Genomic DNA, 24,449 nt, shown 5'->3' with positions numbered 1-24,449 from the left:
TCATTTGCCGCGACGGCGCAGGCCGTCGAAGTAGACGATGACGATGATCAGCACGCCGGTGATGATGCGCTGCCAGAACGAGTTGACGTTGAGCAGATTGGCGCCGTTGTTGATAGTGGCGAGGATGAAGGCGCCAAGCAGCGGTCCGTGCACCGAGCCGACCGCCCCGAACAGCGACGTGCCGCCGATGACGGAAGAGGCGATCGCCTGCAGTTCCCAGCCTTCGGCCTGGGTCGGATTGCCGATGCCGATGCGGGCGGCAAGCAGCACGCCGACGAAGGCCGCGCACAGGCCGGACAGCGTGTAGGCCATGTAGATGGTGCGCTGGACGTTGACGCCGGATAGGCGCGAGGCCTCGGCATTGGAGCCGACGGAGAAGAGGTAGCGGCCCCAGCGGCTGTGGTGCAGGAAGATGTAGGCGGGCACGCCGACAAGGATCACCATCCAGAACAGATTGGGAATGCCGATAAAGGAATTTCTGGAGAAGGCGGTGAAGCTGTCGCTGTTGATGTTGATCGAATTGCCGTTGGTCATCAGCAGGCCGATGCCGCGCAGCGAGGTCAGCGTCGCCAGCGTGATGATGAAGGGCGGCAGGCCCATCCTGACGATGCCGAAGCCATGAAACATGCCGATGGCGACACCGACCAGCAAGGTGGCCAGAATGGCCAGCCAGATCGGGACGCCGGCGTTGATCAGCATGGCGACGACCACTGTGCCGAAGCCGACCACGGCGCCAACGGAAAGGTCGATGCCGCCGGTGATGATGACGAAGGTCTGGCCGACCGCCATGATGGCGATCATGGAACCCTGGCGCAGCAGATTGGCGATGTTGTTGCCCGAAGCGAAGCTCGGCGTCGCCACCGACAGGACGATCCAGAGCAGCACCAGCAGCGCCAGCAGCGTCAGGCCGAACAGGACATTGTAGTTGCGCTTCGGCTTTTCGGCGGAGATCGCCTCGGTGCTCATGTCTGTCCTCCCAATTTCTCTTGTTTCTCGGCGAGCGCCTGGGTGAGAATGTCCTCGTGATCGGCGGTGCGGAAGCCATGCGTGGCGACCAGCTTGCCGCGCCGGAACACATGCAGCGTGTCGGCCAGCTCGTAGACCTCAGGCAGGTAGGACGAGATCAGGATGATGCCCGCGCCCTTGGACAGCAGCTCGCCGAACAGGCGGTAGATCTCGGCCTTGGTGCCGACATCGACACCGACGGTCGGCTCGTCGAAGATGAACAGCTTGGCGCCGTGCGCCAGCCATTTGCCGATGACGATCTTCTGCTGATTGCCGCCCGACAGGCTGGAGGCCAGCGCGCCGCGCGTCGGCGTCTTGATCCTGAGGCCGGCTATCTGGCGATCAGCCTCGGCCTTCTCCTTGGCGCCGGAAATCAAAAGGTTGCTGGAGATGCGTTTGTAGATCGGCAGATTGAGGTTCATGCCGACCGGCAAATTGAGGCAGAGGCCCTGATCGCGGCGGCTTTCCGGCGCCAGCGCCATGCCGAGCCGGATCGCGTCGTGCTCGGAATTGACCTGGACCTCCTTGCCCTCCCACAGGATCTGGCCGGCCGACTTCCTGTGGCGGCCGTACAGCGTGGTGACGAACTCGCTGCGGCCAGCGCCGATCAGGCCGTAGAGGCCGACGATCTCGCCGGCGCGTACGGTCATCGAGATATTCTCGAAGCCCTTGCCGGACAGGTTCCGTGCTTCGACGATGGTCGCGCCCGGCGTGAAATGCTCCTTGTGGTAAACCTGCTCAATCGAGCGATTGATCATCATCTTGACCAGTTCGGCGTCGTTGGTCTCGGCGATGTTGCGGGTGCCGACCAGCGTGCCGTCGCGCAGCACCGAGACGCGGTCGGCGAGCTCGAATACTTCCTCCATGCGATGGCTGATGTAGATGATGGTGACGCCTTCGCCCTTCAGCCGTCGGATCAGCGTGAACAACTGGTCGGCTTCCTTGCGGGTGAGGTAGGCGGTGGGTTCGTCGAAGATCAGGAATTTGGTGCCGCGCACGGTGGCGCGGGCGGCGGCGATCAATTGCTGCTGACCAATGGTGAGGTCGCCAAGCACGACATGCGCCGGCAGGTCGAAGCCGAGATCGTCGATGATCTTCTGCGCTTCCCTGACCATGGCGCGCTGCTGGAGGATGCCGAAGCGCGAATCCTCTTCGCCAAGGAACATGTTGGCGGCGACCGTCAGGTGACGGCAAAGCACGACCTCCTGGTGAACGGCGTTGATGCCGAGCGCCATCGCCTCATGAGGGGTCGCCAGGGCTGCCGGTTTGCCTTCCCAGATGACATCGCCCGCGGTGCGCGGCATGACGCCGGTGAGAAGCTTTATGAGGGTCGACTTGCCGGCGCCGTTCTCACCGACGATGGCGTGGATCTCGCCCGCCTTGAACGCGAGATGCACGGGCTTCAGCGCATGCGTGCCGGGATAGCGCTTCTCCAAGCCGTGGAGCTCGAGGATCGTCCGGCCCGGCGCCAGCGTGGGGGCGGGGTGCAGGTCCTGCGCCTTCGACGTCATGACAATCCTCCCAGATTGATCCTAACCGTTGGATACACAGCGATGCGTCTGCGCGCATCTTGAGGACTGAGCCTAAAGCAAGCCGGCGAATTGCCAAGCCGCTGTGACGGCTGTTTCCGGGGCGCCGAGGCCCCGGAAACGACTGCAAGCGACGTTGCTCAGTTGAGCTTCGGGTTGAGCAGCGCGTCGATCTTGGGATCCTTCATGTTGGCCTTGGTCACCAGATTGGCGCCGGTGTCGACATTGGCCTCGACCTTCTCGCCCTTGGAAGCGGCCAAAGCGGTCTTGATGCCGTCATAGCCCATCCGGTACGGATCCTGGACGACCAGCGCGGAAATGACGCCGTCATTGAGGAACTTGATCAGCTTCTCGTCGCTGTCGAAGCCGACCAACGCCAGCTTGCCGCCAAGGTTGTTCTCGGCGACAGCCTGACCGACGCCCTGCGCCATTATCAGGTTGGACGCGAAGATGCCCTTGAGGTTCGGATTGGCGGTTATCAGGTCGGTGGCGATGTTGAGGCCGGTGGTGGCCTGGCCGTCGGCGTATTTGTCGGCGACCAGCTTCAGGCCCGGATATTTTGCCTTCAGCTGTTCGGTGAAGCCCTGTTTGCGCTGTTCGAGCGAGCCGGCGCCGGGGGCGTTGGTGATCAGCGCGACGTCGCCTTCGATCTTGCCGCCATTGGCGGCGGCGATGGCGGCGGCGAGGCCGTCCGCGGCGACGCGGCCGCCCTGGACGTTGTCGGTGGTCAGGAAGGAGGTGAAGGCCTTGGAGTCGGCGCCCGAGTCGATGCCGATGACCTTGACCTTGGAGGCCGCTTCATCGATCGGCTTGCCAAGCGCCTTGAATTCGGTCGGGGCGATCACGATTGCCGCCGGATTGCTGGCGACGGCGTTCTCGAGGATCGAGACCTGGCCGTTGACGTCGGTTTCAGCCTGGGCGCCGAGCTCGGGCACGTTGATGCCGAGGTCCTTGCCGGCCTTGCGCGCACCGGCCAGCACGATCTGCCAGTAGAAGGAAGTGGTGTCCTTGACGATGATCGGAATGGTGACGTCGGCAGCCGAAGCGGGCGCGGAATGCATCGCGCCGGCAAGCATCGACGCGGCGGCCAAGGCCACGAAAGCACGGCGGTTGAGAAGGCTGGTCACGAATTTCATTAGGTTCCTCCCTAAAGTCGCCTGGTGAAGGTTGCGGAAGCTCCGTCTGGATAGGCGCGGCCCGAACAGAACTTTATCAATAAAAAACAGATGCCTTTTTTTGATAATGCATCGCCATGGTCGATGCAAGCGGTGTCTGGTGCCGTTTATGTGATGCCTGATGAGCTTTGTCCGGCCCCTCCTGGCAGCACATGGGCGCTTCCGTTCCTCCTTGTCGATATGGAACGATAATTTCACTGTACTGTCAATGTGGAATATTCATTCCATCGTGAGGTCGCGCGATTGTGAAGGCCGACTTCCTTGCTGGCGGCGCTTCCTCCACGACAATGGCCTGCGACTAAAGCGTCGCGCCGAGATGCCAGGGCACGAACTCGTTGTCGCCGTAGCCGAACGCCTCGCTCTTGGTCTTGCGGCCGGACGCCGTCTCGATGATCATCTCGAAGATCTCGCGGCCCATGCCGGCGATTGTCTTCTCGCCCGAGGCGATGACGCCGCAATTGACGTCCATGTCCTCTTCCATCTGGTGATACATGGTCGAATTGGTGGCGATCTTGATCGACGGCGTCGGGCGGCAGCCGAAGCAGGAGCCGCGGCCGGTGGTGAAGACGATGACATTGGCGCCGCCCGCGACCTGGCCGGTGGCCGAGACCGGGTCGTAGCCGGGCGTGTCCATGAACACCAGGCCGCTGCCCGAAACCTTCTCGGCATAGCCGAAGACGCCGTTGAGCGGTGTCTGGCCGCCCTTGGCGACGGCGCCCAGAGATTTCTCGAGGATCGTGGTCAAGCCGCCGCGCTTGTTGCCGGGGGAGGGGTTGTTGTCGATCGAGGCGCCGTGCTTGGCGGTATGGTCCTCCCACCATTTCACATAGCCATCGAGCTTGGCGGCGATCTCGGGCGATGCGGCGCGATAGGCAAGCAGATGCTCGGCACCGTAGATTTCGGTCGTCTCCGACAGGATGCCGATGCCGCCGCAACCGGCCAGGATATCGACGGCGGCGCCCAGCGCTGGATTTGCCGTGATGCCGGACATGCCGTCCGAGCCGCCGCATTGCAGGCCGACGACGATCTCCGAGACCGGGATCGGCTCGCGCTGCAAGTGGCCGATCTCATCGGCGATCTCGGCCAGCACGCCCATCGCCCTCTCGACCGATTTACGCGAGCCACCGGCTTCCTGGATGTTGAAATGGCGTTTTCCGGCGGCCACGCCCTTCTGGCCGTAAAGCGTGAGCTGGTTGACCTCGCAGCCCAGCCCCACCATCAGGATGCCGCCGAAATTCGGATGGCGCGCGTAGCCGGCTAAAGTGCGGTGCAGGACCATCATGCCGTCGCCGGTGGCGCTCATGCCGCAGCCCTGGCCATGGACGATCGGCACGAAGCCGTCGATGCCGGGATATTTCGGCAGAAGCGTGCGATTTGCCTCGTCGGCGATGGCGTGGCAGACGGTCGACGAGCAATTGACGCTGGCGATGATGCCGATGAAGTTGCGCGTGCCGGCTCGCCCGTCGGCGCGGCGGTAGCCCATGAAGGTGCGCTTGCGGTCGGCCTCGGTGGCGTGTTCGGCCTCGCTCGGCGGCACCACCGGCAAGCGGCCGCTCTCGAAGACCAGATTGTGCGAGTGGACATGCTCGCCTGCCGCGATGGCTTGCGTGGCGCGGCCGATCGCCTGCGCGTATTTCACCACCGCTTCGCCCGCGGCGATCGACTTGATCGCCACCTTGTGGCCGGGCTCGATCACGGCGGTCGCGGCGCCGCCGCCCGGCAATGGCGTTCCGATTTCGATGCGTCCGTTGGCGACGGCGACATTATCGGAGGGCGAGAGAAGGATGGTGTTTGCAATGGTCACGTGCGGCTGTCCTGGGTGATCCTGGGAATGCGGGCGGATTGACTTGCGCCCGTTTAAAGGTAATGTCTTTTATCGGGAAAAAACAATTCTGCGTCAATTGTTTTCTCACCCTGGGTGGCGCGCGTCTTTTGGACGCCCGCGCCACCCGTTTGGCAAGCCGGCGAAAAACGTTCCGCTTTTCGGAGGCTTGCGCTAGAGCCGGATGGTTTCAGGTCCGTTTGATCTGAAATCTGAATCCGGCTCTAAATCAAAGAGATAGAGCATGATGTCGCCCGAAAACCGCTTCACACTTTTCGGCATCATGCTCTAGAGCAGTTCCAGGAAAAGTGCGCAGCGGTTTTCCGTCCGGAATTGCGCAGAAACAAGGATTTAGAGCAGTTCGGCGATTCCGGGAAACGCTGAACTGCTCTAGGAACACCGATCATATCGCGCTTCCGGCAGGCCGCGGCAAGCGTTGGGGGATACGGGGCATGTCGAAGAGCAACAATGTCTACAAGGACGCCTTCAACCGCTGCCTCAGGCTACTCGACGAGACCAAGAGCCTGCCGTCGGAGCCTGAGCTCGGCACGCTGCTCGGCGTCAGCCGCACAACGGTGCGCAGCATTCTTGCGCGCATGGAAGAAACCGGGCTGATCGCCTGGAACAAACGCAACAAGACGGTGCTCAGGGCGCCGCGGCCGGAGGATTTCTTCCCCGAGGAAGAGACCGATTCGCTCGCCGAGATCATCGAGCGCTCCTTCATGCGGCGCCTGCTTGCGGAAGGCGCGGAAGCCGGCATGCAGATCAACGAGCTGGAGCTGGCGCGCGAGATCGGCGTCGGCACCACCAGCGTGCGCGAATTCCTGATCCGCTTCTCGCGCTTCGGGCTGATCGAGAAGCGGCGCAACAGCCATTGGGTGCTGAAGGGTTTCACGCGCGCCTTCGCGCTGGAGCTGACCGAGATCCGCGAGATGTTCGAGCTGCGTTCGGCGGCGGCTTTCGCCGCGCTGCCAGAGGATAGCGCGGTCTGGGCCGATCTCGATCGGCTGGAGATCGAGCATCGCCAGCTCGCCAGCGAGATCGCCACGCGCTTCAACGAATTTTCCGAGCTCGACGAGCGCTTCCACCGGCTGATCCACCGCGCCTCGCACAACCGCTTCATCGTCGACTTCTACGATGTCATCGCGATGATCTTCCACTACCACTATCAGTGGAACAAGGCCGAGGAGCGCCAGCGCAACGAGGTCGCGGTCCAGGAGCATCTTGCCTATATCACGGCGCTGAAATCGCGCGATCCCGGCAAGGTGGATGCCGCCTGCCGCAAGCACCTGAAGTCGGCGCGCCAGACGCTGCTGAGCTCGATTCCCGAAGGACGCCAGGCGCAGCCCGTCTAGGGTCTGTCGATATTCAGGTGATGCCGGCCTGACCTGCAATCTCAACGGACCCTAATGCATGTCGCCCAGAAGCGCGCAGCGGTTCTGGGATAACGACAATGCATAAAACAAGCGCGTCGCGCCGCGTTGCCGCAGCGCGGTTTTGCCGATTTTCCAGCCGCATCCTCCGTGTTATTTCCTTATTGGTCGCAATCCCGGACGGAAAACCGTTTCACACTTTTCCTGGAATTGCTCTAGTGTCGATCAAGTTTCCGGGAGAGGCTTTCCGTTGCATATCCGGCTGAAACGATGGAGCATGCCGGCCGCGTTCGTCGCGGCGCTGCTCCTGTTGCTTCAGTCCTCTCTCGGCGCTTTCGCGTTCGGCGCGCCTTCGCAGCTCGACGTCTTCGGCAACGTCATCTGCACGCATGAAGGCGCGGTAAAGCTCCCCGGCGGCGATCCGCACCAGCAGCGTATGCCGGCCTGCTGCTCGCTCGGCTGCAGCATGGTTTCGCCGGCGCATCTGCCGCCGCCGGAAACCGCCACGCTGGCCGGGACCCGGCTTTTCGAGGCGGTCGCCTTCCAGCTTCCGGCCTTCCGGCACCAGGACTTCGCCCGCGATCGCTCGCCGGCCAATCCACGCGCGCCGCCGGCAATGGTCTGATCCGCGGAAACTTTTCGCGGGCCTATTCATCCAATGATCAGACTGTTCGCGGCCGCAAAGCGGCGCGATCCTCACATTCATGGAGCAACCATGTCCAATCTTCTTCCCAGGGCTCGGACCTATGCCCTTCGCGGTGCGCCGCCGTTCCACCTCCAGCAGCGTGTTGGCCCTGCCGTGCTCAGCCTGCTTCTTCTCTTGGCCTGCATTCCCGCCGCCCTCGCGCATGAATTCAAGGTCGGCGACCTCGAGATCGAGCACCCCTGGTCGCGGGCGACGCCGCCCGGCGCCAAGGTAGCCGGCGGCTACTTCACCGTGATCAACAAGGGCAGCGCGCCGGACCGGCTGCTGTCGATTTCCTCCGACATCTCCGACAAGGCCGAACTGCATGAGATGGGCGTCAAGGACGGCGTCATGACCATGCGGCCGGTCGAGGGCGGGCTGGCGATCCCGGCCGGCGGCAAGGTCGCGTTGAAGCCGGGCGCCTACCACCTGATGTTCACCGGGCTGAAGCGGCAGCCGAAGCAGGGCGAGAAATTCCCGGCGACGCTGACCTTCGAGAAGGCCGGCAGCGTCAAGGTCGAGTTTGCCGTCGAAGGCATGGGCGAGACGGGCAGTGGCGATATGGACATGGATCACGCCGATTAATCCGCCAATTCGAAATCAGAGGGACAATTCATGAAGACATATCTTTTTGCCGGCGCGCTGTTCGCGCTCGGGACCAATGCCGCGCTCGCCCACATCACGCTCGAAACGCAGGAAGCGGCTGTCGGCTCCACCTACAAGGCGGTCTTGCGGGTGCCGCATGGCTGCGAGGGCAAGGCGACGACCGCCGTGCGCGTGCAGATCCCCGAAGGCGTCATTGCGGTGAAGCCGATGCCCAAGCCCGGCTGGACGCTGCAGACCAAGAAGGGCAAGTACGAGAAATCCTACCAGCTCTATGGCGAGACGCTGACCACCGGCGTCAAGGAAGTGGACTGGAGCGGCGGCAATTTGCCAGACGAGTTCTATGACGAGTTCGTTTTCCGCGCCGCGCTGGCGGCCGATCTACCGGCCGGCCAGATGCTCTATTTCCCGGTGGTGCAGGAATGCGGCGACGCCACCGACCGCTGGATCGAGATCCCCACGGCGGGCCAGGATGAGGACGCCTTGGAAACTCCGGCGCCCGGCATCAAACTGCTGCCGAAGAAATGATCTCTGTTGGCGCGCTCCATCGGACGCGCCGCCATTTCCTGTCATGATCGCATGAACGCAGCACAGCCTTCGTCGACGAACCGGACCGCGGGCCGACATATCGGCCTGCTTGCCTGGCTGTTCGTTTCGCTCGTGGCTATATCGGTGTTGGCGCTGCCCAGTCGTGCCTTCGCGCATGCGGCGCTGGTCGCGACCGATCCGCCCGACGGCGCCGTGCTGACGCAAAGCCGCGCGCAATTTTCGCTGAGCTTCAGCGAGCCCGTCTCGCCACTGGTTCTGACGCTTGTGCGGCCGGACGGCTCGCAGCTTGCGCTGACATCCTTCCATCTCAACGACCAGACGGTCGAGATCGACAATCCCGAAACGCTCAAACCCGGCACGCATGTGCTGAGTTGGCGGGTGGTGTCGGTCGACGGTCATCCTGTCGGTGGCTCGGCGCTGTTTTCCATCGGCGCGCCAAGCGCCGCGCCGGTGGCGGGCGAAGCCGTCGACTGGACGCTGCGCGCGGCGATCTGGGCGGCCAGGCTGTTAGTCTATGCCGGCCTCTTCCTCGGCGTCGGCGGCGCGTTCGCGCTCGCCTGGCTGGCCGAGGACCGGCGCCGCGGCCAACGCTTTGTCGCCTCGGCACTGCTTTTCGGCCTGGCCGGCGCGCCGTTGTCGCTCGGCCTGCAGGGATTGGATGGGCTTGGCGCCCCGCTCGCCCGGTTTGCGACACCAGCCGTCTGGAAGACCGCGCTGGGGACGAGCTTCGTCTGGACGGTGCTGATCGGCTTGATCGCGCTTGGTCTCGCGCTGCTTTCGCTTTCCGGACCTTCGGCTCTTCGCAAGCTGTCGGCAGGCGCGGCGCTGCTCTGCGTCGGCGGCGCCCTTTCCGCGAGCGGCCACGCAAGTGCGGCCGAACCGCAATGGCTGACGCGGCCGCTGGTGTTCCTGCATGGCGCGGCTATCGCGTTCTGGGCCGGTTCGCTGACGCCGCTCGGCCTGGCATTGCGGCGGCAGCCGGCGGAAGCGAAAGCCTTTCTGCGCCGCTTCTCCCGCGCGATCCTGCCGGTCGTCATCCTGCTTGCCGCAAGCGGCATCGTGCTGGCGATCATCCAGGTGCAGCAGCCGGCAGCATTGATCGACACGTCCTATGGCCGGCTGCTGCTCTTGAAGCTGGCTCTGCTGCTCTTCCTGTTCACGCTTGCAGCGGTCAATCGCTGGACGCTGACGGCGCCCGCCGAGGCCGGCGACACCGAGGTGCAGCGGCGGCTGGCGCGCTCCATCCGCATCGAGGTGGTCATCGTGCTTGCCATCTTCGGCGTCGCCGCCGGCTGGCGCTTCACCCCGCCACCGCGCGCGCTGGCGATCGCCGCCGCGCAGCCGGTGTCGATCCACATCCACACGGTGAAGGCGATGGCCGATCTCAGCATCACGCCCGGCCATGCCGGCGAGGCCGCCGCTTCGGTGATGATCATGACCGGCGATTTCGGACCGCTCGATGCCAAGGCGGTGACGCTGGTGCTGTCGAAGCCGGATTCCGGTATCGAGCCGATCAAGCGGCCAGCGACCAAGCCGGGCGACGGAACATGGCGCGTCGACAATCTCGTCATCCCGCTGCCCGGCCGCTGGAATGCGCGGCTCGACATCCTGGTCTCGGACTTCGAGGTGGTGAAGATCGAGGCTCCCATAGAGATCAGGGCGCAATAGCCAACCCAAAGACACAATTCGGCGAGACGGTTGACGCCGCCGCCAAGGCCCGTCATTCATCTGGCAAAGGCGTTCTCCAGGACGCAGCCTTCAACAAGCATCCGAACGCAGGGAAGAAACGATGGAAAAAGCCGAAATCGGCCTGATCGGCCTTGGCACGATGGGCTCCAACCTGGCGCTCAACATCGCCGAGCACGGGCACCGCATCGCCGTCTTCAACCGCACGCCGTCGCGCACCGACGCCTTTATCGAGAGCGCCGGTTCGCTGAAGGACATGGTCGTTCCCTGCTACAGCCTGGAGGAGCTCGCCGCGGCGATCCGGCCGCCGCGGCCGATCATCATCATGGTGCTGGCCGGCAAGCCGGTCGACGAGCAGATCGCGGCGCTGCGCGGCGTGCTGTCGGCCAACGACATCGTGATCGATGCCGGCAACGCCAATTTCCGCGACACGATGCGCCGCTTCTCGGAATTGTCCGGCTCGGGCCTGACCTTCATCGGCATGGGCGTTTCGGGCGGCGAGGAGGGCGCGCGCCACGGGCCGTCGATCATGGTCGGCGGCACCGAGGAGTCCTGGAAGCGCGTCGAGAAGGTGCTGACCGCGATCTCGGCCAAGTTCAAGGATGAGCCTTGCGCCGCCTGGCTCGGCACCGACGGCGCCGGCCATTTCGTGAAAACCATCCACAACGGCATCGAGTATGCCGACATGCAGATGATCGCCGAGATCTACGGCATCCTGCGCGACGGGCTCGACATGGCACCAAAGGAGATCGGCAAGGTCTTCGACGGCTGGAACAAGGGTCGACTCAACTCCTACCTGATCGAGATCACAGCCAAGGTGCTGGCCGCCGACGACCCCAAGACCGGCAAGCCGGTGGTCGATATCATCCTCGATCGCGCCGGACAGAAGGGCACCGGCAAATGGTCGGTCATCGAAGCGCAGCAGCTCGGCATTCCGGCGACGGCGATCGAGGCGGCGGTCGCGGCGCGCGTTCTGTCGTCGATCAAGGACGAGCGGCAGGCAGCCGAGAAGGCCTATGGCGATATCGGTGTCGAGAAGATTGCCGGCGACAGGGCGGCGTTGCTCAAGGATCTCGAACTGGCATTGTTCGCCGGCAAGATCGCGGCTTACGCGCAAGGCTTCGCCGTGATGAGCGGCGCCTCGAAGGAATTCAACTGGAACCTGCCGATGCCGACCATCGCCAAGATCTGGCGCGCCGGCTGCATCATCCGCTCGCAGATGCTGGACACGATGGCCGAGGCGTTCGGTTCAGGCAGCGCTTCCACCAACCTGCTGATGGCGCCGGCCTTCATCGCCTTGATGAAGGAGGCGCATCTGTCGCTCAGGCGCATCGTGGCGCGTGCCTCCGAGGCCGGGTCGCCGGTGCCGGCACTGTCGTCGGCGCTTGCCTATTTCGACAGCTACCGGCAGGGACGCGGCACGTCGAACCTGATCCAGGCGCAGCGCGATTTCTTCGGCGCGCACGGCTTCGAGCGTATCGGCGAGCAGGGGGCGTTTCATGGCCCGTGGGGCAGCGGCGCGGGGCATTAACCCCGATAGGGCAGAACCTCGCTCGGGGTACTGAGTGACTGCAACGAGCCGGGGTCGGCACCGCCGATCCAGCCGAGCACCGCGCGGGCGAGCTCGGAGCCGGCCAGCCGGAAGTTTTCGTTGACGACCAGCAGTTCGTGCCGGAACAGATGCAGCAGCTCCGACGACTGTTTCGACACCACGTCGACGTCGCGGCCGAGTTTCAGCCCGGCGTCCTCGATGCCGGCCACGATGGCGAGCGTCGCTGCGGCGGCGCTGCTGACGAAGCCGTCCGGCCGGTCCTTGCGCCGCATCAATTGCGCTGTGCGCATCCTGATCTGTTCGATCGACTGGTCGATGGAGACGGTGTTGAACGGCACCTCGCTAACGCCCGCCTCGCTCAGCGCATCGGCAAAGCCGTTCACGGTATGGCCGTAATAGGTGAGGCCGACCGGCGGCGTCACAAGGGCAAGCCGGTTGCGGCCCCGGCTGGCGAGATAGCGCACGGCTTCGCCGGCAAAGGCGTAATTGTCGAAGTCGTGATAGGGATGCACCAGCCCCATGTCGGTGCGGCCATGCGTGGCGAAGGGAATGCCGCGCTCCAGCATGTAGCGCGCCCGCGGATCGTTGGGCTGGGTGCGCGAGATGATGACGCCGTCGGCAGAGCCCGTCTCGACCAGATAGCGCACCGGATCCAGCGGATCCTGCGAGCGCGAATAGGGTGTGACGATCAGGTGGTAGGGCGTGTCGGCGATCACCTCGGTGACGCCGTAGATGATGTCGGAGACGAAGCTCATCAGCTCGTGCTCGGTGTTCAGCACAAGCGAGATGACGTTGGTCTTGCCTGTTCTCAGCCTGACGCCGGCGCGGTTCGGGCGGTAGCCGATCTGCTTGGCGACGAGTTGGACGCGACGCCTGGTCTCGGCACCGATCTCGGGTGCATCCTTCAGCGCGCGCGAGACCGTCGTGACGCCGAGCCCGGTCATGAAGGCAAGCGTCTTCAGCGTCGGCCGTTCCTTGCCCGACGCGGCGTCGTCGCCCGTCTTCGTTATCCGTCTATCCATTCGTCCCGCCCGTCAGGCGCATAGCAGCCGCAGGGCCGACCGGCAATCGTGCGGCGGTGACATTTGCGCGACCTTCAGCTTGTGGCTTGGTTCAATATACTGAAACGTTACAGATTGCCAATCTTCGTGATCGACCGGCAAGGTCGCGCCCCTTTGCATAGCGGGTGCGGCGATGAACCGAAAGTCGCTGGAATCACAAAGAAATATCGATCCAGGCCTACTTTTGCCACCAATCGACCGTTCTAGCGCCGGCATCGACGCCTCGGAAGAAAGATTTTGTTCGTGCCTCGAATAAATCCTGGTTGGCTTCAAGGCGAGGGGTTGCCTATGCGGATCATTTGCCGTATCGAAAATCTGTAACGTTTCAGATTCTGGGAGGAAGCCGAAATGCGATACAAATTCCTGACTGCCGCCTTTGCCGCGACGGTTGCGCTCAACTTCGCCGGTCCGGCGGCCGCGACCGACCTGGAAGTCACCCATTGGTGGACTTCCGGCGGCGAGGCGGCGGCGGTGGCCGAGCTTGCCAAGGCATTCGACGCGACAGGCAATCACTGGGTCGACGGCGCCATTGCAGGCTCCGGCGGCACGGCCCGGCCGATCATGATCAGCCGCATCACCGGCGGCGACCCGATGGGCGCCACCCAGTTCAACCACGGCCGGCAGGCGGAAGAGCTGGTGCAGGCCGGGCTGATGCGCGACCTCACCGATATCGCCACCAAGGACAAGTGGACGGAAATCGTGCGGCCGAAGAGCCTGCTCGATAGCTGCACCATCGACGGCAAGATCTATTGCGTGCCGGTCAACATCCATTCCTGGCAGTGGCTGTGGCTGTCCAACGAGGCCTTCCAGAAGGCGGGCCTGCCGGTGCCGAAGGACTGGAATGAATTCGTGGCGGATGCGCCGGCGCTGGAAAAGGCCGGCATCATTCCGCTCGCGGTCGGCGGACAGGCCTGGCAAGCCTCGGGCGCCTTCGACGTGCTGATGGCCGCGACCGGGGGCACCGACACGTTCCTCAAGGTCTACAAGGACAAGGACGCCACCTTCGCGGCCGGCCCGGAGATCGCCAAGGTGTTCAAGGCGGCGGACGATGCCCGCAAGATGGCCAAGAACACCAACGTGCAGGACTGGAACCAGGCGACCAATCTGGTCATCACCGGCAAGGCCGCCGGCCAGATCATGGGCGACTGGGCGCAGGGCGAGTTCCAGGTCGCCGGCAAGACCGCCGGCAAGGACTATACCTGCCTGCCTGGCCTCGGCCTGAACGAAGTCATCGCCACCGGCGGCGACGCCTTCTACTTCCCGCTGCTCAAGGACGAGGCGAAGGCGAAGGCGCAGGTGGTGCTTGCCGAGACCTTGCTCGATCCGAAGACCCAGGTCGCCTTCAACCTCAAGAAGGGTTCGCTGCCGGTGCGCGGCGATGTCGATCTCAATACGGCGAACGACTGCATGAAGAAGGGCCTCGCCATCCTCGCCAAGGGCGCCGTCATGCCGTGGACGGACCAGCTGCTTTCGCAGGACACCCAGAAGCAGAAGGAAGACCTGTTCTCCGAATTCTTCGCCAAGCCCGACATGACAATCGAAGAGGCACAGAAGCGCTTCGCCGAGATCATCGGCTCGGCGGACTGACAACCGGCGCCCCCGCCGGCTTCCGACCCCAGCCTATCGGGGTCGGGAGCTTGATGTCCTCATTGCCCGGCCGGCCGAGATGAGCAGCAGCGAACGCCCGAGTAAGCTTTTCCGCAACCTGAACGCCAAGGTCGCATCGATCCCGATGGTGCTCACCGCGATGGTGGTGTTCGTCGGCGGCACGGCGTGGACGGTGCTCTACTCCTTCACCAATTCGAAGCTGTTGCCGCGGCTCAATTTCGTCGGGCTCGACCAGTATCACCGGCTGTGGTCGACATCGCGCTGGCTGGTGTCGATCGAGAACCTTTTGATCTACGGCGTGATCTCGCTGGTGTTCTCGCTGGTCATCGGCTTCCTGCTTGCAGCCCTTCTCGACCAGAAGATCCGCTTCGAGGACACGTTCCGCACCATCTTCCTCTATCCCTTCGCGCTATCCTTCATCGTCACCGGGCTGGTCTGGCAGTGGCTGCTCAATCCGGATTTCGGCGTCCAACGCGTCGTGCGCGACCTCGGCTGGACGAGTTTCAGCTTCGATCCGCTCTACAATTCCAGCATCGTCATCTACGGCATTTCGATCGCGGCGCTCTGGCAAGGCACGGGCTTGATCATGTGCCTGATGCTCGCCGGACTGCGCGGCATCGACGAGGACATCTGGAAGGCGGCGAGGGTGGACGGCATTCCGGCCTGGAAGACCTATCTCTTCATCGTCATCCCGATGATGCGGCCGGTCTTCATCACCACGCTGGTGATCATCGCCGCCGGCATCGTCAAGGTCTATGACCTGGTCGTGGCGCAGACCAGCGGCGGCCCCGGCATCGCCTCCGAAGTGCCGGCGAAATATGTCTACGACTACATGTTCTTCGCCCAGAATCTCGGCCAGGGTTTCGCCGCCTCGACCATGATGCTGTTGTCGGTGGTGATCGTCATCGTGCCATGGGCCTATCTCGAATTCGGAGGCAAGAAGCGTGGCTGACGTCGCCTCCCTGTCCACCGGTGCCGAAGCGCTCGGGCGCAATGCCATCGGCCCGAGCGGGCCCAAGCCGCGGCGCGTGCTGTCGCGCCGCAATATCTTCCTTTACGGCACGCTGATCGTGGTGGCGCTCTATTACCTTTTGCCGCTCTACGTGATGATCGTCACGTCGCTGAAGGGCATGCCGGAAATCCGCCTCGGCAACATCTTCTCGCCGCCGGTGGAGATCACCTTCGAACCCTGGGTGAAAGCCTGGGCGACAGCGTGCACCGGGCTCAACTGCGACGGGCTCTCGCGCGGTTTCTGGAATTCGGTGCGCATCACCGTGCCGTCGGTGATCCTGTCGATCGCGATCGCCTCGGTGAACGGCTATGCCTTGGCCAACTGGCGCTTCAAGGGTGCCGACACCTTCTTCATCATCCTGATCGTCGGCGCCTTCATCCCCTACCAGGTGATGATCTATCCGATCGTCATCATCCTGCGCGAGATCGGCATCTACGGCACGCTGACCGGCCTGGTGATCGTGCATTCGATCTTCGGCATGCCGATCCTGACGCTGCTTTTCCGCAACTATTTCACCTCGATGCCGGAGGAGCTGTTCCGCGCCGCGCGCGTCGACGGCGCCGGTTTCTGGGGCATCTATCTGCGCATCATGCTGCCGATGTCGCTGCCGATCTTCGTCGTCGCCATCATCCTACAGGTGACCGGCATCTGGAACGACTTCCTGTTCGGCGTCGTCTACACGCGCCCCGACACCTATCCGATGACGGTGCAGCTCAACAACATCGTCAACTCGGTGCAGGGCGTGAAGGAATACAACGTCAACATGGCCGCGACCATCCTGACCGGCCTCGTTCCGCTCGTCGTCTACTTCATTTCCGGCAAGCTCTTCGTGCGCGGCATCGCCGCCGGCGCGGTGAAAGGATGATGATGGCCGCTGAAATCGCCAATCCCAGCGTTTCGATCCAGGACCTGTCGCTCAATTTCGGCGCCGTCTCGGTGCTGCAGACGCTCAACTTGGATGTCGCCGACGGCGAGTTCATCGTGCTGCTCGGGCCGTCCGGCTGCGGCAAGTCGACCTTGCTCAACTGCATCGCCGGGCTGCTCGACATTTCCGACGGGCGCATCTTCATCAAGGGCAAGAACGTCACCTGGGAGGAGCCGAAGGACCGCGGCATCGGCATGGTGTTCCAGTCCTATGCGCTCTACCCGCAGATGACGGTGGAGAGGAACCTTTCCTTCGGCCTGCGCGTCGCCGGCGTGGCGAAGGACGAAATCGCCAAGCGCATCGCGCGCGCCGCCGAGATCCTGCAGATCGAGCCGCTGCTGCAGCGCAAGCCTTCGGCGCTGTCCGGCGGCCAGCGCCAGCGCGTGGCGATAGGGCGCGCGCTGGTGCGCGACGTCGACGTCTTCCTGTTCGACGAGCCGCTCTCCAATCTCGATGCCAAGCTGCGTTCGGAGTTGCGCGTCGAGATCAAGCTTTTGCACCGCCGCTTGCAGAACACGATGATCTACGTCACCCACGACCAGATCGAGGCGATGACGCTGGCCGACCGGATCGCGGTGATGAAGGGCGGCGTGATCCAGCAGCTCGACGCGCCGCAGACGATCTACAACCGCCCCGTCAACCGCTTCGTTGCCGGCTTCCTCGGCTCGCCGGCGATGAATTTCATCGAAGGCAGGCTGGAGAAGGACGGCGGCGACTGGCACTTTGCCGTCGAGGATCTGCGCATTCCGCTTGCGACCTATTCCTTCGAGAAGGAGCCGGCGCCGGGCCCTGCTGTGTTCGGCATCCGGCCAGAGCATGTCGCCTTCAACAGCGGCACGGGGTGGCCCTTCACCGCGACAGCCAATGTCGAGGTCGTCGAGCCGATGGGCTCCGACACGCTGGTGTGGCTGAAACTCGGCCGGCAGAACTTCACCGTGCGCGTCACCTCCGAACGCACGCCGAAGAACGGGGATGCGGTCGGCATCGGCTTCGATCCGCTGCGCGCCTCGCTCTTCGACGCTCAAACCGGCAACCGAATTTAACTCCCCAGGATCAACAGAACGGACAGGACAGATGAACTGGTCATTCCAACTCTACAGCGCCCGCAATTTCCAGCCATGGAACGGCGTGGTGAAAATGCTCGGCGAGCTCGGCTACAGCCAAGTCGAGGGCTTCGGCGGCGTCTATGACGACCCGAAAGCGTTCCGCGCCGAGCTCGACAGGAACGGGCTTGCGATGCCGACCGGGCATTTCTCGATCGACGCGCTGGAAAGCGATTTCGACGGCGTGCGCAAAACCGCCGACGCGCTCGGCATCACGCTCCTGATCTGCCCCTATCTGATGCCCGATCAGCGCCCGTCCGATGCCGTCGGCTGGCGCGGCTTCGGCGAGCGTCTCGCCAAGGTCGGCGAGATGGCAAAGAAGGCCGGCTACGGCTTTGCCTGGCACAACCATGATTTCGAGCTCAAGCCGCTTGCCGACGGCTCGCTGCCTCAGGACCATATCCTGTCCGCCGCGCCCGACATCGGCTGGGAGATGGACGTCGCCTGGGTGATCCGCGGCGGCGCCGATCCGCTGCCCTGGATTGAAAAGCACGGCAAGCGCATCGTCGCCGTGCACGTCAAGGACATGGCAAAGCCGGGCGAGGGGCTGGACGAGGACGGCTGGTCCGACGTCGGCCACGGCACGATCGACTGGGCGGGCCTGTTCAAGACATTGCGCGCCAAGAGCGCGGCGCAGTATTTCATCATGGAGCAGGACAACCCCAACGACATCGAGCGCTATGCCCGCCGCTCGATCGCGGCAGCCAAGAGCTGGCAGGAGTGATCGAAATGGCAGAGAAACTTGGCGTCGGCGTCATCGGCTGCGGCAACATCTCTAAGGCGTATTTCTCGCTGTCGCCGCTGTTTCGCGGCATCAAGATGCGCGCCTGCGCGGATATCAACATGGATGCGGCGAAAGCGCGGGCAAAGGAGTTCAAGCTGCGTGCCGAGACGGTCAACGACCTGCTCAAGGACGACGAGATCGACATCATCGTCAACCTCACGGTTCCGGCGGTGCACTACGAAGTCACCAAAGCGGTGCTCGACGCTGGCAAGCATGTCTATTCGGAAAAGCCGTTCGTGCTGTCGGTCGGGGAAGGGCTCGATCTCAAGAAACGGGCCGAGAAGAGGGGCCTGCGCATCGGTTCGGCGCCAGACACGTTCCTCGGCGGCGCGCACCAACTGGTCCGCGATCTGATCGACAGCGGCAAGCTCGGCGCGATCACCAGCGGCACCTGCCATGTGATGGGCCACGGCATGGAGCATTGGCACCCCAACCCGGACTTCTTCTTCCAGCCGGGCGCCGGTCCGGTGCTGGATATCGGGCCGTATTATGTCACCAACCTGATCCAGCTGATCGGGCCGGTGAAACAGGTGGCGGCCTTCGCGACGACGCCGGCCAAGGAGCGTACGATTTCGTCGAAGCCGCGTGCGGGCGAAAAGATCCCGGTAAACACGCCGACCACCATCCATGCGCTGCTTGAATTCGCCAATGGCGCGGTGATCACGCTCAACACCAGCTGGGACGTCTGGAGCCATGGCCACGCGCCGATGGAGCTCTACGGTGAATTGGGCACCGTCTTCGTGCCGGACCCGAATTTCTTCGGCGGCGAGGTGCGCTTCACCGACTCGGCCAAACCGGTGAAGAAACTGCCGAAATGGAACCATCCGTTCGGCGTGCCGAACGAGATGCATGGCCATGGCATGATGGCGAACTACCGCACCGCCGGCCTGGCCGACATGGCGGTCGCGATTGCCGAGGGACGGCCGCATCGCTGCTCGATGGAGCTGGCGCTGCACGCGGTCGATGTCATGACCGGCATCCTGCGTTCCGGCGAAAGCGGCAAGTACGTCGCCATGCAGACGACCTGCGAGCGGCCCGCCGCGCTCGGCGTCAAGGACGCCAAGGCGCTGCTGGCGAAGAAAAAGTAGGTGGCGACCCTCTCCCCGTCCCGGCGGGGAGAGGGTAATGGTGGGGGACAAGCATCGATTCAATCCGCCATGACGGCGCCCGCGGCGCCGCTTCGACCCCCGAGGATTTCCCATGCCCTATGTCGCCGCCGAAAACCGCTACCAGAAGATGATCTATAATCGCTGCGGGCGGTCCGGCCTGAAGCTGCCGGCGATCTCGCTCGGGCTGTGGCACAATTTCGGCAACGACACGCCGCACAAGACCAAGCAGGCGCTCGTGCGCAAGGCATTCGACCTCGGCATCACGCATTTCGACCTCGCCAACAATTACGGCCCGCCGCCCGGCTCGGCGGAAACCGCGTTCGGCGAAATCCTGCGCACCGATTTCGCTGCTTACCGCGACGAGATGATCATCTCGACCAAGGCCGGCTACGAGATGTGGGCCGGTCCCTACGGCGAATGGGGCAGCCGCAAATATGTGCTGGCCAGCCTCGACCAGAGCCTCAAGCGCATGGGGCTCGACTATGTCGACATCTTCTATTCGCACCGTTTCGATCCCGAGACGCCGCTCGAGGAAACGATGGGCGCGCTCGACCACGCAGTGCGCTCGGGCAAGGCGCTCTATGCCGGCATCTCTTCCTACAATTCGCAGCGCACGCGCGAGGCGGCCGACATATTGCGGCAGCTCGGCACGCCATGCCTGATCCACCAGCCGAGCTATTCGATGCTCAACCGCTGGGTCGAGGAGGACGGGCTGCTCGACACGCTGGAGGGGCTCGGCATCGGCTCGATCGTGTTCTCGCCGCTGGCGCAGGGCATGCTGACCGACAAATATCTCGGCGGCATTCCCGACGGCAGCCGCGCATCCCAAGGCAAATCGCTCAAGCCCGCCTTCATCAACGACCAGTCGATCGCCAACATCCAGGCGCTCAACGCCATTGCCGGCCGCCGCGGCCAGACGCTGGCGCAGATGGCGCTGGCCTGGGTGCTGCGCAAAGGCCGCGTGACCACGGCGCTGATCGGCGCCAGCCGGCCGGAACAGGTCGAGGATTGCGTCGGCGCGCTCAAGGCGCTCGACTTCAGCGACGCGGAGCTTGCCGAGATCGACACTTACGCGCGCGAGTCCGACATCAACCTTTGGGCGGCTTCGGCCGAACGCAAGGGACCGCCGCGCAAGTAGCGGTTAGCCGGCGAACCATCGCCATCGCGTCGTGTCGGAGGGGGCGCGCTTCGGAAACAGTGGCAAAATCACTCGTTCGTCGCTATCTCAGAGGAAATTGAAGTCGTTCGCATGCGAGATCTGCTGCGAGCGTCGATTGGGCGAACAAGATGACGGCAAGAGATGCGCTAACCAAGAACCAGCTCTGCGTGCTCGAGAAGCTCGAGGCGTCCAGCGGGCCGCTCAGCGCCTATACGCTGCTCGACCAGCTGCGCGAGCGCGGTTTCCGGGCGCCGCTGCAGGTCTATCGGGCGCTCGACACGCTGGTGAAGTCCGGCTTCGTGCATCGGCTCGAAAGTCTCAACTCCTTCGTCGCCTGCGCCGAGCCGCACGACCACAGCCATTCGATGACGGCCTTCGCCATCTGCGACAATTGCGGCCAGGTGACCGAAATGTCCGACCACGATGTCGATCACCGGCTTGACGAATGGGTGCGCTCGACGGGATTTGCGGCGAAAAAAGCGGTGATCGAGTTTCGCGGGGTGTGTGCCAAATGCAGGGCTGAAGCGGCGTAAGAACGCCGATATTCAGGTGAGGTCGGCCTGCAAATGGCGGCTCCCTGCGCTTCCGGTGCTCACGTACTTTAAGTACGCTCCGCTCCGGTTCTCGGGACCCACCATTTTCGACTCGACCTGACCTGAATCTCGACGCTCTTACAGCGTGGGGTAGCGCCTAATGCGCCTCGTCCCAGTTGTTCGCCGCTCGCGCGTCGACGTGCAGCGGCACCGACATCGACACCGCCGGCATCGGCGCGTTCTCCATCACGCGGCGCACCACCGGGATGGTCGCCTCGACCTCCGAGTCCACGGTCTCGAAGATCAGTTCGTCATGCACCTGCAACAGCATGCGGGCGGAGAGTTTCGCCTTGTCCAGCGCCTCCTCCATATGCACCATGGCGCGGCGGATGATGTCGGCCGCGGTGCCCTGGAGCCTGGCGTTGATCGAGGCGCGCTCGTTGAAGGCGCGCACCGACGGGTTGGACGACCTTATCTCTGGATAATGGATGCGGCGGCCGAAGATGGTTTCGACGAAACCGTTTTCCCGCGCATAGGCCTTGGTTTCCTCGATATAGTCGCGGATGCCTGGGAAGCGCTCGAAATAGCGCTTGATATAGGCGCTCGCCTCGTCGCGCGGGATCGACAGCTGGTTGGCGAGGCCGAAGGCCGAAATGCCGTAGATGATGCCGAAATTGATCGCCTTGGCGCGCCGGCGCACCTCCGAAGGCATGCCTTCGACCGGCACGTTGAACATTTCCGATGCGGTGATGGCATGGATGTCGGCGCCGTCGGCGAAAGCCTGCTTGAGCTGCGGGATCTCCGCGACATGGGCAAGCACGCGCAGCTCGATCTGGCTGTAGTCGGCCGAAACCAGCTTGTGGCCCTTTTCGGCGATGAAGGCGGTCCTGATCTTGCGGCCCTCGGCGGTGCGCACCGGGATGTTCTGCAGATTGGGATCGGACGACGACAGACGCCCCGTCGTCGTCGCGGCGAGCGCATAGGAGGTATGGACGCGGTTGGTGCCGGGGTTGATGAAGCCCGGCAGCGCGTCGGTATAGGTCGATTTCAGCTTGGTGAGCTGGCGCCAGTCGACGATCTTGCGCGGCAGCTCGTGGCCTTCGGTGGCAAGGTCTTCCAGAAGCTGCGCCGAGGTCGACCACTGGCCGGTCTTGGTCTTGGAACCGCCCGGCAGGCCCATCTTGCCGAACAGGATATCGCCGAGCTGCTTGGGCGAGCCGATGTTGATGCGTTCGCCGACGATTCCGTAGATTTCCTCCTCGACGCGGGCGGCGCCCTGCGCCAATTCGCCCGACAGTCGCGACAGGATTTGGCGGTCGACCGAGATGCCGCGCTGTTCCATCCGGGCAAGCACCGGCACCAGCGGCCGCTCCAGTCGCTCGTAGACGGAAACGAGGCCCTTGGCGGCCAACCTCGGCTTCAGCACCAGCCAGAGTTGCAACGCAATGTCGGCCTGCTCGGCGGCGTATCTCGTCGCGCGCTCGATATCGACCTGGTCGAATCCGATGGCGCTCTTGCCCGAGCCGGCGAGTTCCTTTTTCGAGGCCGGCGCGTGACCGAGCCACTTCTCCGACAGCGAGACGAGGTCATGACCGCCGGAGGTGCCTGCGTCAAGCACGTAGGAGATCAACATCGTGTCGTCGAACGGCCCGACCTCGATGCCGTGCCGGCCCATCACGACGATGTCGTATTTCGTGTCCTGGACGATCTTGAGAACCGACCGGTCCTCGAGCAACGGCTTGAGCAGCGCCAGCGCCTCGCGGACCGGGATCTGGTTCTCCAGCATGCCGCCGCCGAGCAGGTCGCCATTGCCGCTCTTGTGGGCGAGCGGCACATAGACAGCCCGGCCCGGCGCGATCGCAATGGAAATGCCGATAAGGTCGGCCTGCATCGGATCGGACGAGTTGGTCTCGGCGTCGAGCGCAAGGACGCCGGCGTCGCGGGCTTCGGCTATCCAGGCCTTGAGCGCCGCCGCATCGCGGATGGCGGTATAGGCCGAGGGGTCGATCTTGCGGGCCGCCGCCTGTTCGAGCCGCAGCGCCGAGAGCAGCGAAGGGGTGTCGCCCTGCGGCGGCGCGTCCTCGCCCCTTGTGGCAGGTTTCGCGGCACCCTTCGATTCAGGTGCCGGCTGTCTCGATGGCGCGCCGGCGCCGACATCGGGGCCATGCGCGGTATCGGCGCGCTCGACGGTGACGGCGGAAGCCTGGACATCGCCGATCTCGGTGGCGGTCGCCTCGGCGACGCGCCGCGTCAGCGTGGTGAATTCCATCGTCTTCAGGAAGCCGATCAGCTTCGGCCCGTCCGGCTCATGCAGGACCAAATCGTCCAGTCCCTCCTTCAGGGGCACGTCGTTCCTCAGCGTCACCAGCTCGCGCGAGATGCGCGCCTTGTCGGTATTGGCGATGATGGTTTCGCGGCGCTTGTCCTGCTTGATCTCGGAAGCGCGCGCCAGCAGCCCGTCGAGGTCGCCGAACTGTTCCAGCAGCTGCGCCGCGGTCTTCGGGCCGATGCCGGGCACGCCCGGCACGTTGTCGACCGAATCGCCGGTCAGCGCCTGCAGGTCGATCATCTTCTCCGGCGGCACGCCCCATTTCTCGATCACCTCGGGAATGCCGATCTGGCGGTCTTTCATCGGGTCGTACATGCCGACCGTCGGACCGACCAGTTGCATCAGGTCCTTGTCGGAGGAGATGATGGTGGTGTCGGCGCCGACCTCGCAGGCCAGCCGGCAATAGGTCGCGATGATGTCGTCGGCCTCGAACCCCTCCATCTCGATGCAGGGCAGGTTGAAGGCCACGGTCGCCTGGCGGATCAGCCCGAATTGTGGGATCAGGTCCTCCGGCGGCGCCGAGCGGTTCGCCTTGTATTCGGGATAGAGATCGCTGCGGAAGGTTTTCGAGGAATAGTCGAAGATGACGGCGAAATGCGTCGGCACGATGCCTACACTGGTGTTGCGGGCATCCTGCATCAGCTTCCACACCATGTTGCAGAAGCCGAGCACGGCGCTGGTCGGCAGGCCATCGGATTTGCGGTTCAGCGGCGGCAGCGCGTGATAGGCGCGGAAAATGTAGCCGGAGCCGTCGACGAGGAAGAGGTGATCGCCTTTTTTCATGCCGGCAGGGATAGCGCGGCCAGCCTTCGCGGTCCATGCCAAAGGCTGTGCAACCTGCCAGTTC

At 63.9% G+C, this 24,449-nt stretch carries 20 protein-coding genes; 14 read left to right on the top strand and 6 right to left on the bottom strand.

Annotated features, from left to right (window positions below):
• From FJW07_RS19230 to FJW07_RS19215, 4 genes are all read right to left on the bottom strand, one after another.
• On the bottom strand, positions 1-966 hold the full coding sequence (locus FJW07_RS19230) for an ABC transporter permease (protein ID WP_140644615.1): 966 nt from the start codon (positions 964-966) through the stop codon (positions 1-3).
• Positions 963-2,516, bottom strand: a complete 1,554-nt coding sequence (locus tag FJW07_RS19225) for a sugar ABC transporter ATP-binding protein (RefSeq protein WP_140858240.1) — start codon at positions 2,514-2,516, stop codon at positions 963-965. The genes FJW07_RS19230 and FJW07_RS19225 overlap by 4 nt, the downstream gene beginning before the upstream one ends.
• 158 nt (positions 2,517-2,674) lie before the next feature.
• The gene (locus FJW07_RS19220) at positions 2,675-3,670 is read right to left on the bottom strand and encodes an ABC transporter substrate-binding protein (RefSeq protein WP_140858239.1); all 996 of its coding nucleotides are present in this window, start codon (positions 3,668-3,670) and stop codon (positions 2,675-2,677) included.
• Positions 3,671-4,007: 337 nt separating this feature from the next.
• Positions 4,008-5,513, bottom strand: coding sequence for an altronate dehydratase family protein (locus tag FJW07_RS19215; protein WP_140858237.1), 1,506 nt, complete (start codon positions 5,511-5,513; stop codon positions 4,008-4,010).
• A gap of 470 nt (positions 5,514-5,983) precedes the next feature.
• Here FJW07_RS19215 and FJW07_RS19210 point away from each other — a divergent pair, with 470 nt between their 5' ends.
• The 6 genes from FJW07_RS19210 to gndA all read left to right on the top strand — a co-directional run bounded on the left by FJW07_RS19210 (position 5,984) and on the right by gndA (position 11,958).
• Positions 5,984-6,886: a GntR family transcriptional regulator gene (locus FJW07_RS19210; RefSeq protein ID WP_140858236.1), complete on the top strand. Its 903-nt coding sequence runs from the start codon at positions 5,984-5,986 to the stop codon at positions 6,884-6,886.
• Positions 6,887-7,181: 295 nt separating this feature from the next.
• A complete protein-coding gene (locus tag FJW07_RS19205; RefSeq protein WP_140858234.1) occupies positions 7,182-7,529 on the top strand; it encodes a hypothetical protein in 348 nt (115 codons plus the stop codon).
• A gap of 90 nt (positions 7,530-7,619) precedes the next feature.
• Positions 7,620-8,174 (top strand): copper chaperone PCu(A)C, encoded by a 555-nt coding sequence (locus FJW07_RS19200; protein WP_140858232.1) that lies wholly within the window; start codon positions 7,620-7,622, stop codon positions 8,172-8,174.
• Positions 8,175-8,204: 30 nt separating this feature from the next.
• Complete coding sequence (locus tag FJW07_RS19195; protein WP_140858230.1) at positions 8,205-8,720, top strand: YcnI family protein; 516 nt, start codon at positions 8,205-8,207, stop codon at positions 8,718-8,720.
• Between the two features lie 51 nt (positions 8,721-8,771).
• Positions 8,772-10,409 carry a copper resistance CopC/CopD family protein gene (locus tag FJW07_RS19190; RefSeq protein WP_140858229.1) on the top strand — a complete coding sequence of 546 codons (1,638 nt, stop codon included), beginning with the start codon at positions 8,772-8,774 and terminating at the stop codon, positions 10,407-10,409.
• Positions 10,410-10,530: 121 nt separating this feature from the next.
• A complete protein-coding gene (gene gndA / locus FJW07_RS19185; RefSeq protein WP_140858227.1) occupies positions 10,531-11,958 on the top strand; it encodes an NADP-dependent phosphogluconate dehydrogenase in 1,428 nt (475 codons plus the stop codon).
• Here gndA and FJW07_RS19180 read toward each other — a convergent pair.
• A complete protein-coding gene (locus FJW07_RS19180) occupies positions 11,955-13,001 on the bottom strand; it encodes a LacI family transcriptional regulator (RefSeq protein ID WP_140858225.1) in 1,047 nt (348 codons plus the stop codon). The genes gndA and FJW07_RS19180 overlap by 4 nt on opposite strands.
• A gap of 387 nt (positions 13,002-13,388) precedes the next feature.
• On the opposite strand from FJW07_RS19180, the gene FJW07_RS19175 reads away from it, so the two are divergent.
• The 8 genes from FJW07_RS19175 (at position 13,389) to FJW07_RS19140 (ending at position 21,273) form a co-directional block, all read left to right on the top strand.
• The gene (locus FJW07_RS19175; RefSeq protein WP_140836146.1) at positions 13,389-14,627 is read left to right on the top strand and encodes an ABC transporter substrate-binding protein; all 1,239 of its coding nucleotides are present in this window, start codon (positions 13,389-13,391) and stop codon (positions 14,625-14,627) included.
• 79 nt (positions 14,628-14,706) lie between these two features.
• A complete protein-coding gene (locus FJW07_RS19170; protein ID WP_140858223.1) occupies positions 14,707-15,600 on the top strand; it encodes a sugar ABC transporter permease in 894 nt (297 codons plus the stop codon).
• Positions 15,593-16,525, top strand: coding sequence for a carbohydrate ABC transporter permease (locus FJW07_RS19165; protein ID WP_140709593.1), 933 nt, complete (start codon positions 15,593-15,595; stop codon positions 16,523-16,525). Before FJW07_RS19170 ends, FJW07_RS19165 begins: the two co-directional genes overlap by 8 nt.
• A gap of 2 nt (positions 16,526-16,527) precedes the next feature.
• A complete protein-coding gene (gene ugpC, locus FJW07_RS19160) occupies positions 16,528-17,628 on the top strand; it encodes a sn-glycerol-3-phosphate ABC transporter ATP-binding protein UgpC (RefSeq protein WP_140709606.1) in 1,101 nt (366 codons plus the stop codon).
• Positions 17,629-17,659: 31 nt separating this feature from the next.
• Entirely contained in the window at positions 17,660-18,412 is a 753-nt protein-coding gene (locus FJW07_RS19155; RefSeq protein ID WP_140858221.1) for a sugar phosphate isomerase/epimerase, read from the top strand.
• Between the two features lie 5 nt (positions 18,413-18,417).
• Positions 18,418-19,560: a Gfo/Idh/MocA family oxidoreductase gene (locus FJW07_RS19150; protein WP_140858219.1), complete on the top strand. Its 1,143-nt coding sequence runs from the start codon at positions 18,418-18,420 to the stop codon at positions 19,558-19,560.
• A 112-nt stretch (positions 19,561-19,672) separates the two neighbouring features.
• Positions 19,673-20,719, top strand: coding sequence for an L-glyceraldehyde 3-phosphate reductase (gene mgrA / locus FJW07_RS19145; protein ID WP_140858217.1), 1,047 nt, complete (start codon positions 19,673-19,675; stop codon positions 20,717-20,719).
• 149 nt (positions 20,720-20,868) lie between these two features.
• A complete protein-coding gene (locus tag FJW07_RS19140) occupies positions 20,869-21,273 on the top strand; it encodes a Fur family transcriptional regulator (RefSeq protein WP_041003614.1) in 405 nt (134 codons plus the stop codon).
• Positions 21,274-21,430: 157 nt separating this feature from the next.
• Here FJW07_RS19140 and polA read toward each other — a convergent pair whose 3' ends face one another.
• Positions 21,431-24,385, bottom strand: a complete 2,955-nt coding sequence (gene polA, locus FJW07_RS19135; protein ID WP_181182680.1) for a DNA polymerase I — start codon at positions 24,383-24,385, stop codon at positions 21,431-21,433.
• Between the last annotated feature and the right edge of the window lie 64 nt (positions 24,386-24,449).

The organism is Mesorhizobium sp. B3-1-9 (assembly GCF_006439595.1).
In the GTDB taxonomy this organism is placed as follows: Bacteria; Pseudomonadota; Alphaproteobacteria; order Rhizobiales; family Rhizobiaceae; genus Mesorhizobium.
This window is presented reverse-complemented; position numbering and strand designations above follow the sequence as displayed.

Coding starts and splice junctions, on each gene's coding strand:
- FJW07_RS19230 (WP_140644615.1), bottom strand. CDS start 966: ATGAGCACCGAGGCGATCTCCGCCGAAAAGCCGAAGCGCAACTACAAT.
- FJW07_RS19225 (WP_140858240.1), bottom strand. CDS start 2,516: ATGACGTCGAAGGCGCAGGACCTGCACCCCGCCCCCACGCTGGCGCCG.
- FJW07_RS19220 (WP_140858239.1), bottom strand. CDS start 3,670: ATGAAATTCGTGACCAGCCTTCTCAACCGCCGTGCTTTCGTGGCCTTG.
- FJW07_RS19210 (WP_140858236.1), top strand. CDS start 5,984: ATGTCGAAGAGCAACAATGTCTACAAGGACGCCTTCAACCGCTGCCTC.
- FJW07_RS19205 (WP_140858234.1), top strand. CDS start 7,182: ATGCCGGCCGCGTTCGTCGCGGCGCTGCTCCTGTTGCTTCAGTCCTCT.
- FJW07_RS19200 (WP_140858232.1), top strand. CDS start 7,620: ATGTCCAATCTTCTTCCCAGGGCTCGGACCTATGCCCTTCGCGGTGCG.
- FJW07_RS19195 (WP_140858230.1), top strand. CDS start 8,205: ATGAAGACATATCTTTTTGCCGGCGCGCTGTTCGCGCTCGGGACCAAT.
- FJW07_RS19190 (WP_140858229.1), top strand. CDS start 8,772: ATGAACGCAGCACAGCCTTCGTCGACGAACCGGACCGCGGGCCGACAT.
- gndA (WP_140858227.1), top strand. CDS start 10,531: ATGGAAAAAGCCGAAATCGGCCTGATCGGCCTTGGCACGATGGGCTCC.
- FJW07_RS19180 (WP_140858225.1), bottom strand. CDS start 13,001: ATGGATAGACGGATAACGAAGACGGGCGACGACGCCGCGTCGGGCAAG.
- FJW07_RS19175 (WP_140836146.1), top strand. CDS start 13,389: ATGCGATACAAATTCCTGACTGCCGCCTTTGCCGCGACGGTTGCGCTC.
- FJW07_RS19170 (WP_140858223.1), top strand. CDS start 14,707: ATGAGCAGCAGCGAACGCCCGAGTAAGCTTTTCCGCAACCTGAACGCC.
- ugpC (WP_140709606.1), top strand. CDS start 16,528: ATGGCCGCTGAAATCGCCAATCCCAGCGTTTCGATCCAGGACCTGTCG.
- FJW07_RS19155 (WP_140858221.1), top strand. CDS start 17,660: ATGAACTGGTCATTCCAACTCTACAGCGCCCGCAATTTCCAGCCATGG.
- FJW07_RS19150 (WP_140858219.1), top strand. CDS start 18,418: ATGGCAGAGAAACTTGGCGTCGGCGTCATCGGCTGCGGCAACATCTCT.
- mgrA (WP_140858217.1), top strand. CDS start 19,673: ATGCCCTATGTCGCCGCCGAAAACCGCTACCAGAAGATGATCTATAAT.
- FJW07_RS19140 (WP_041003614.1), top strand. CDS start 20,869: ATGACGGCAAGAGATGCGCTAACCAAGAACCAGCTCTGCGTGCTCGAG.
- polA (WP_181182680.1), bottom strand. CDS start 24,385: ATGAAAAAAGGCGATCACCTCTTCCTCGTCGACGGCTCCGGCTACATT.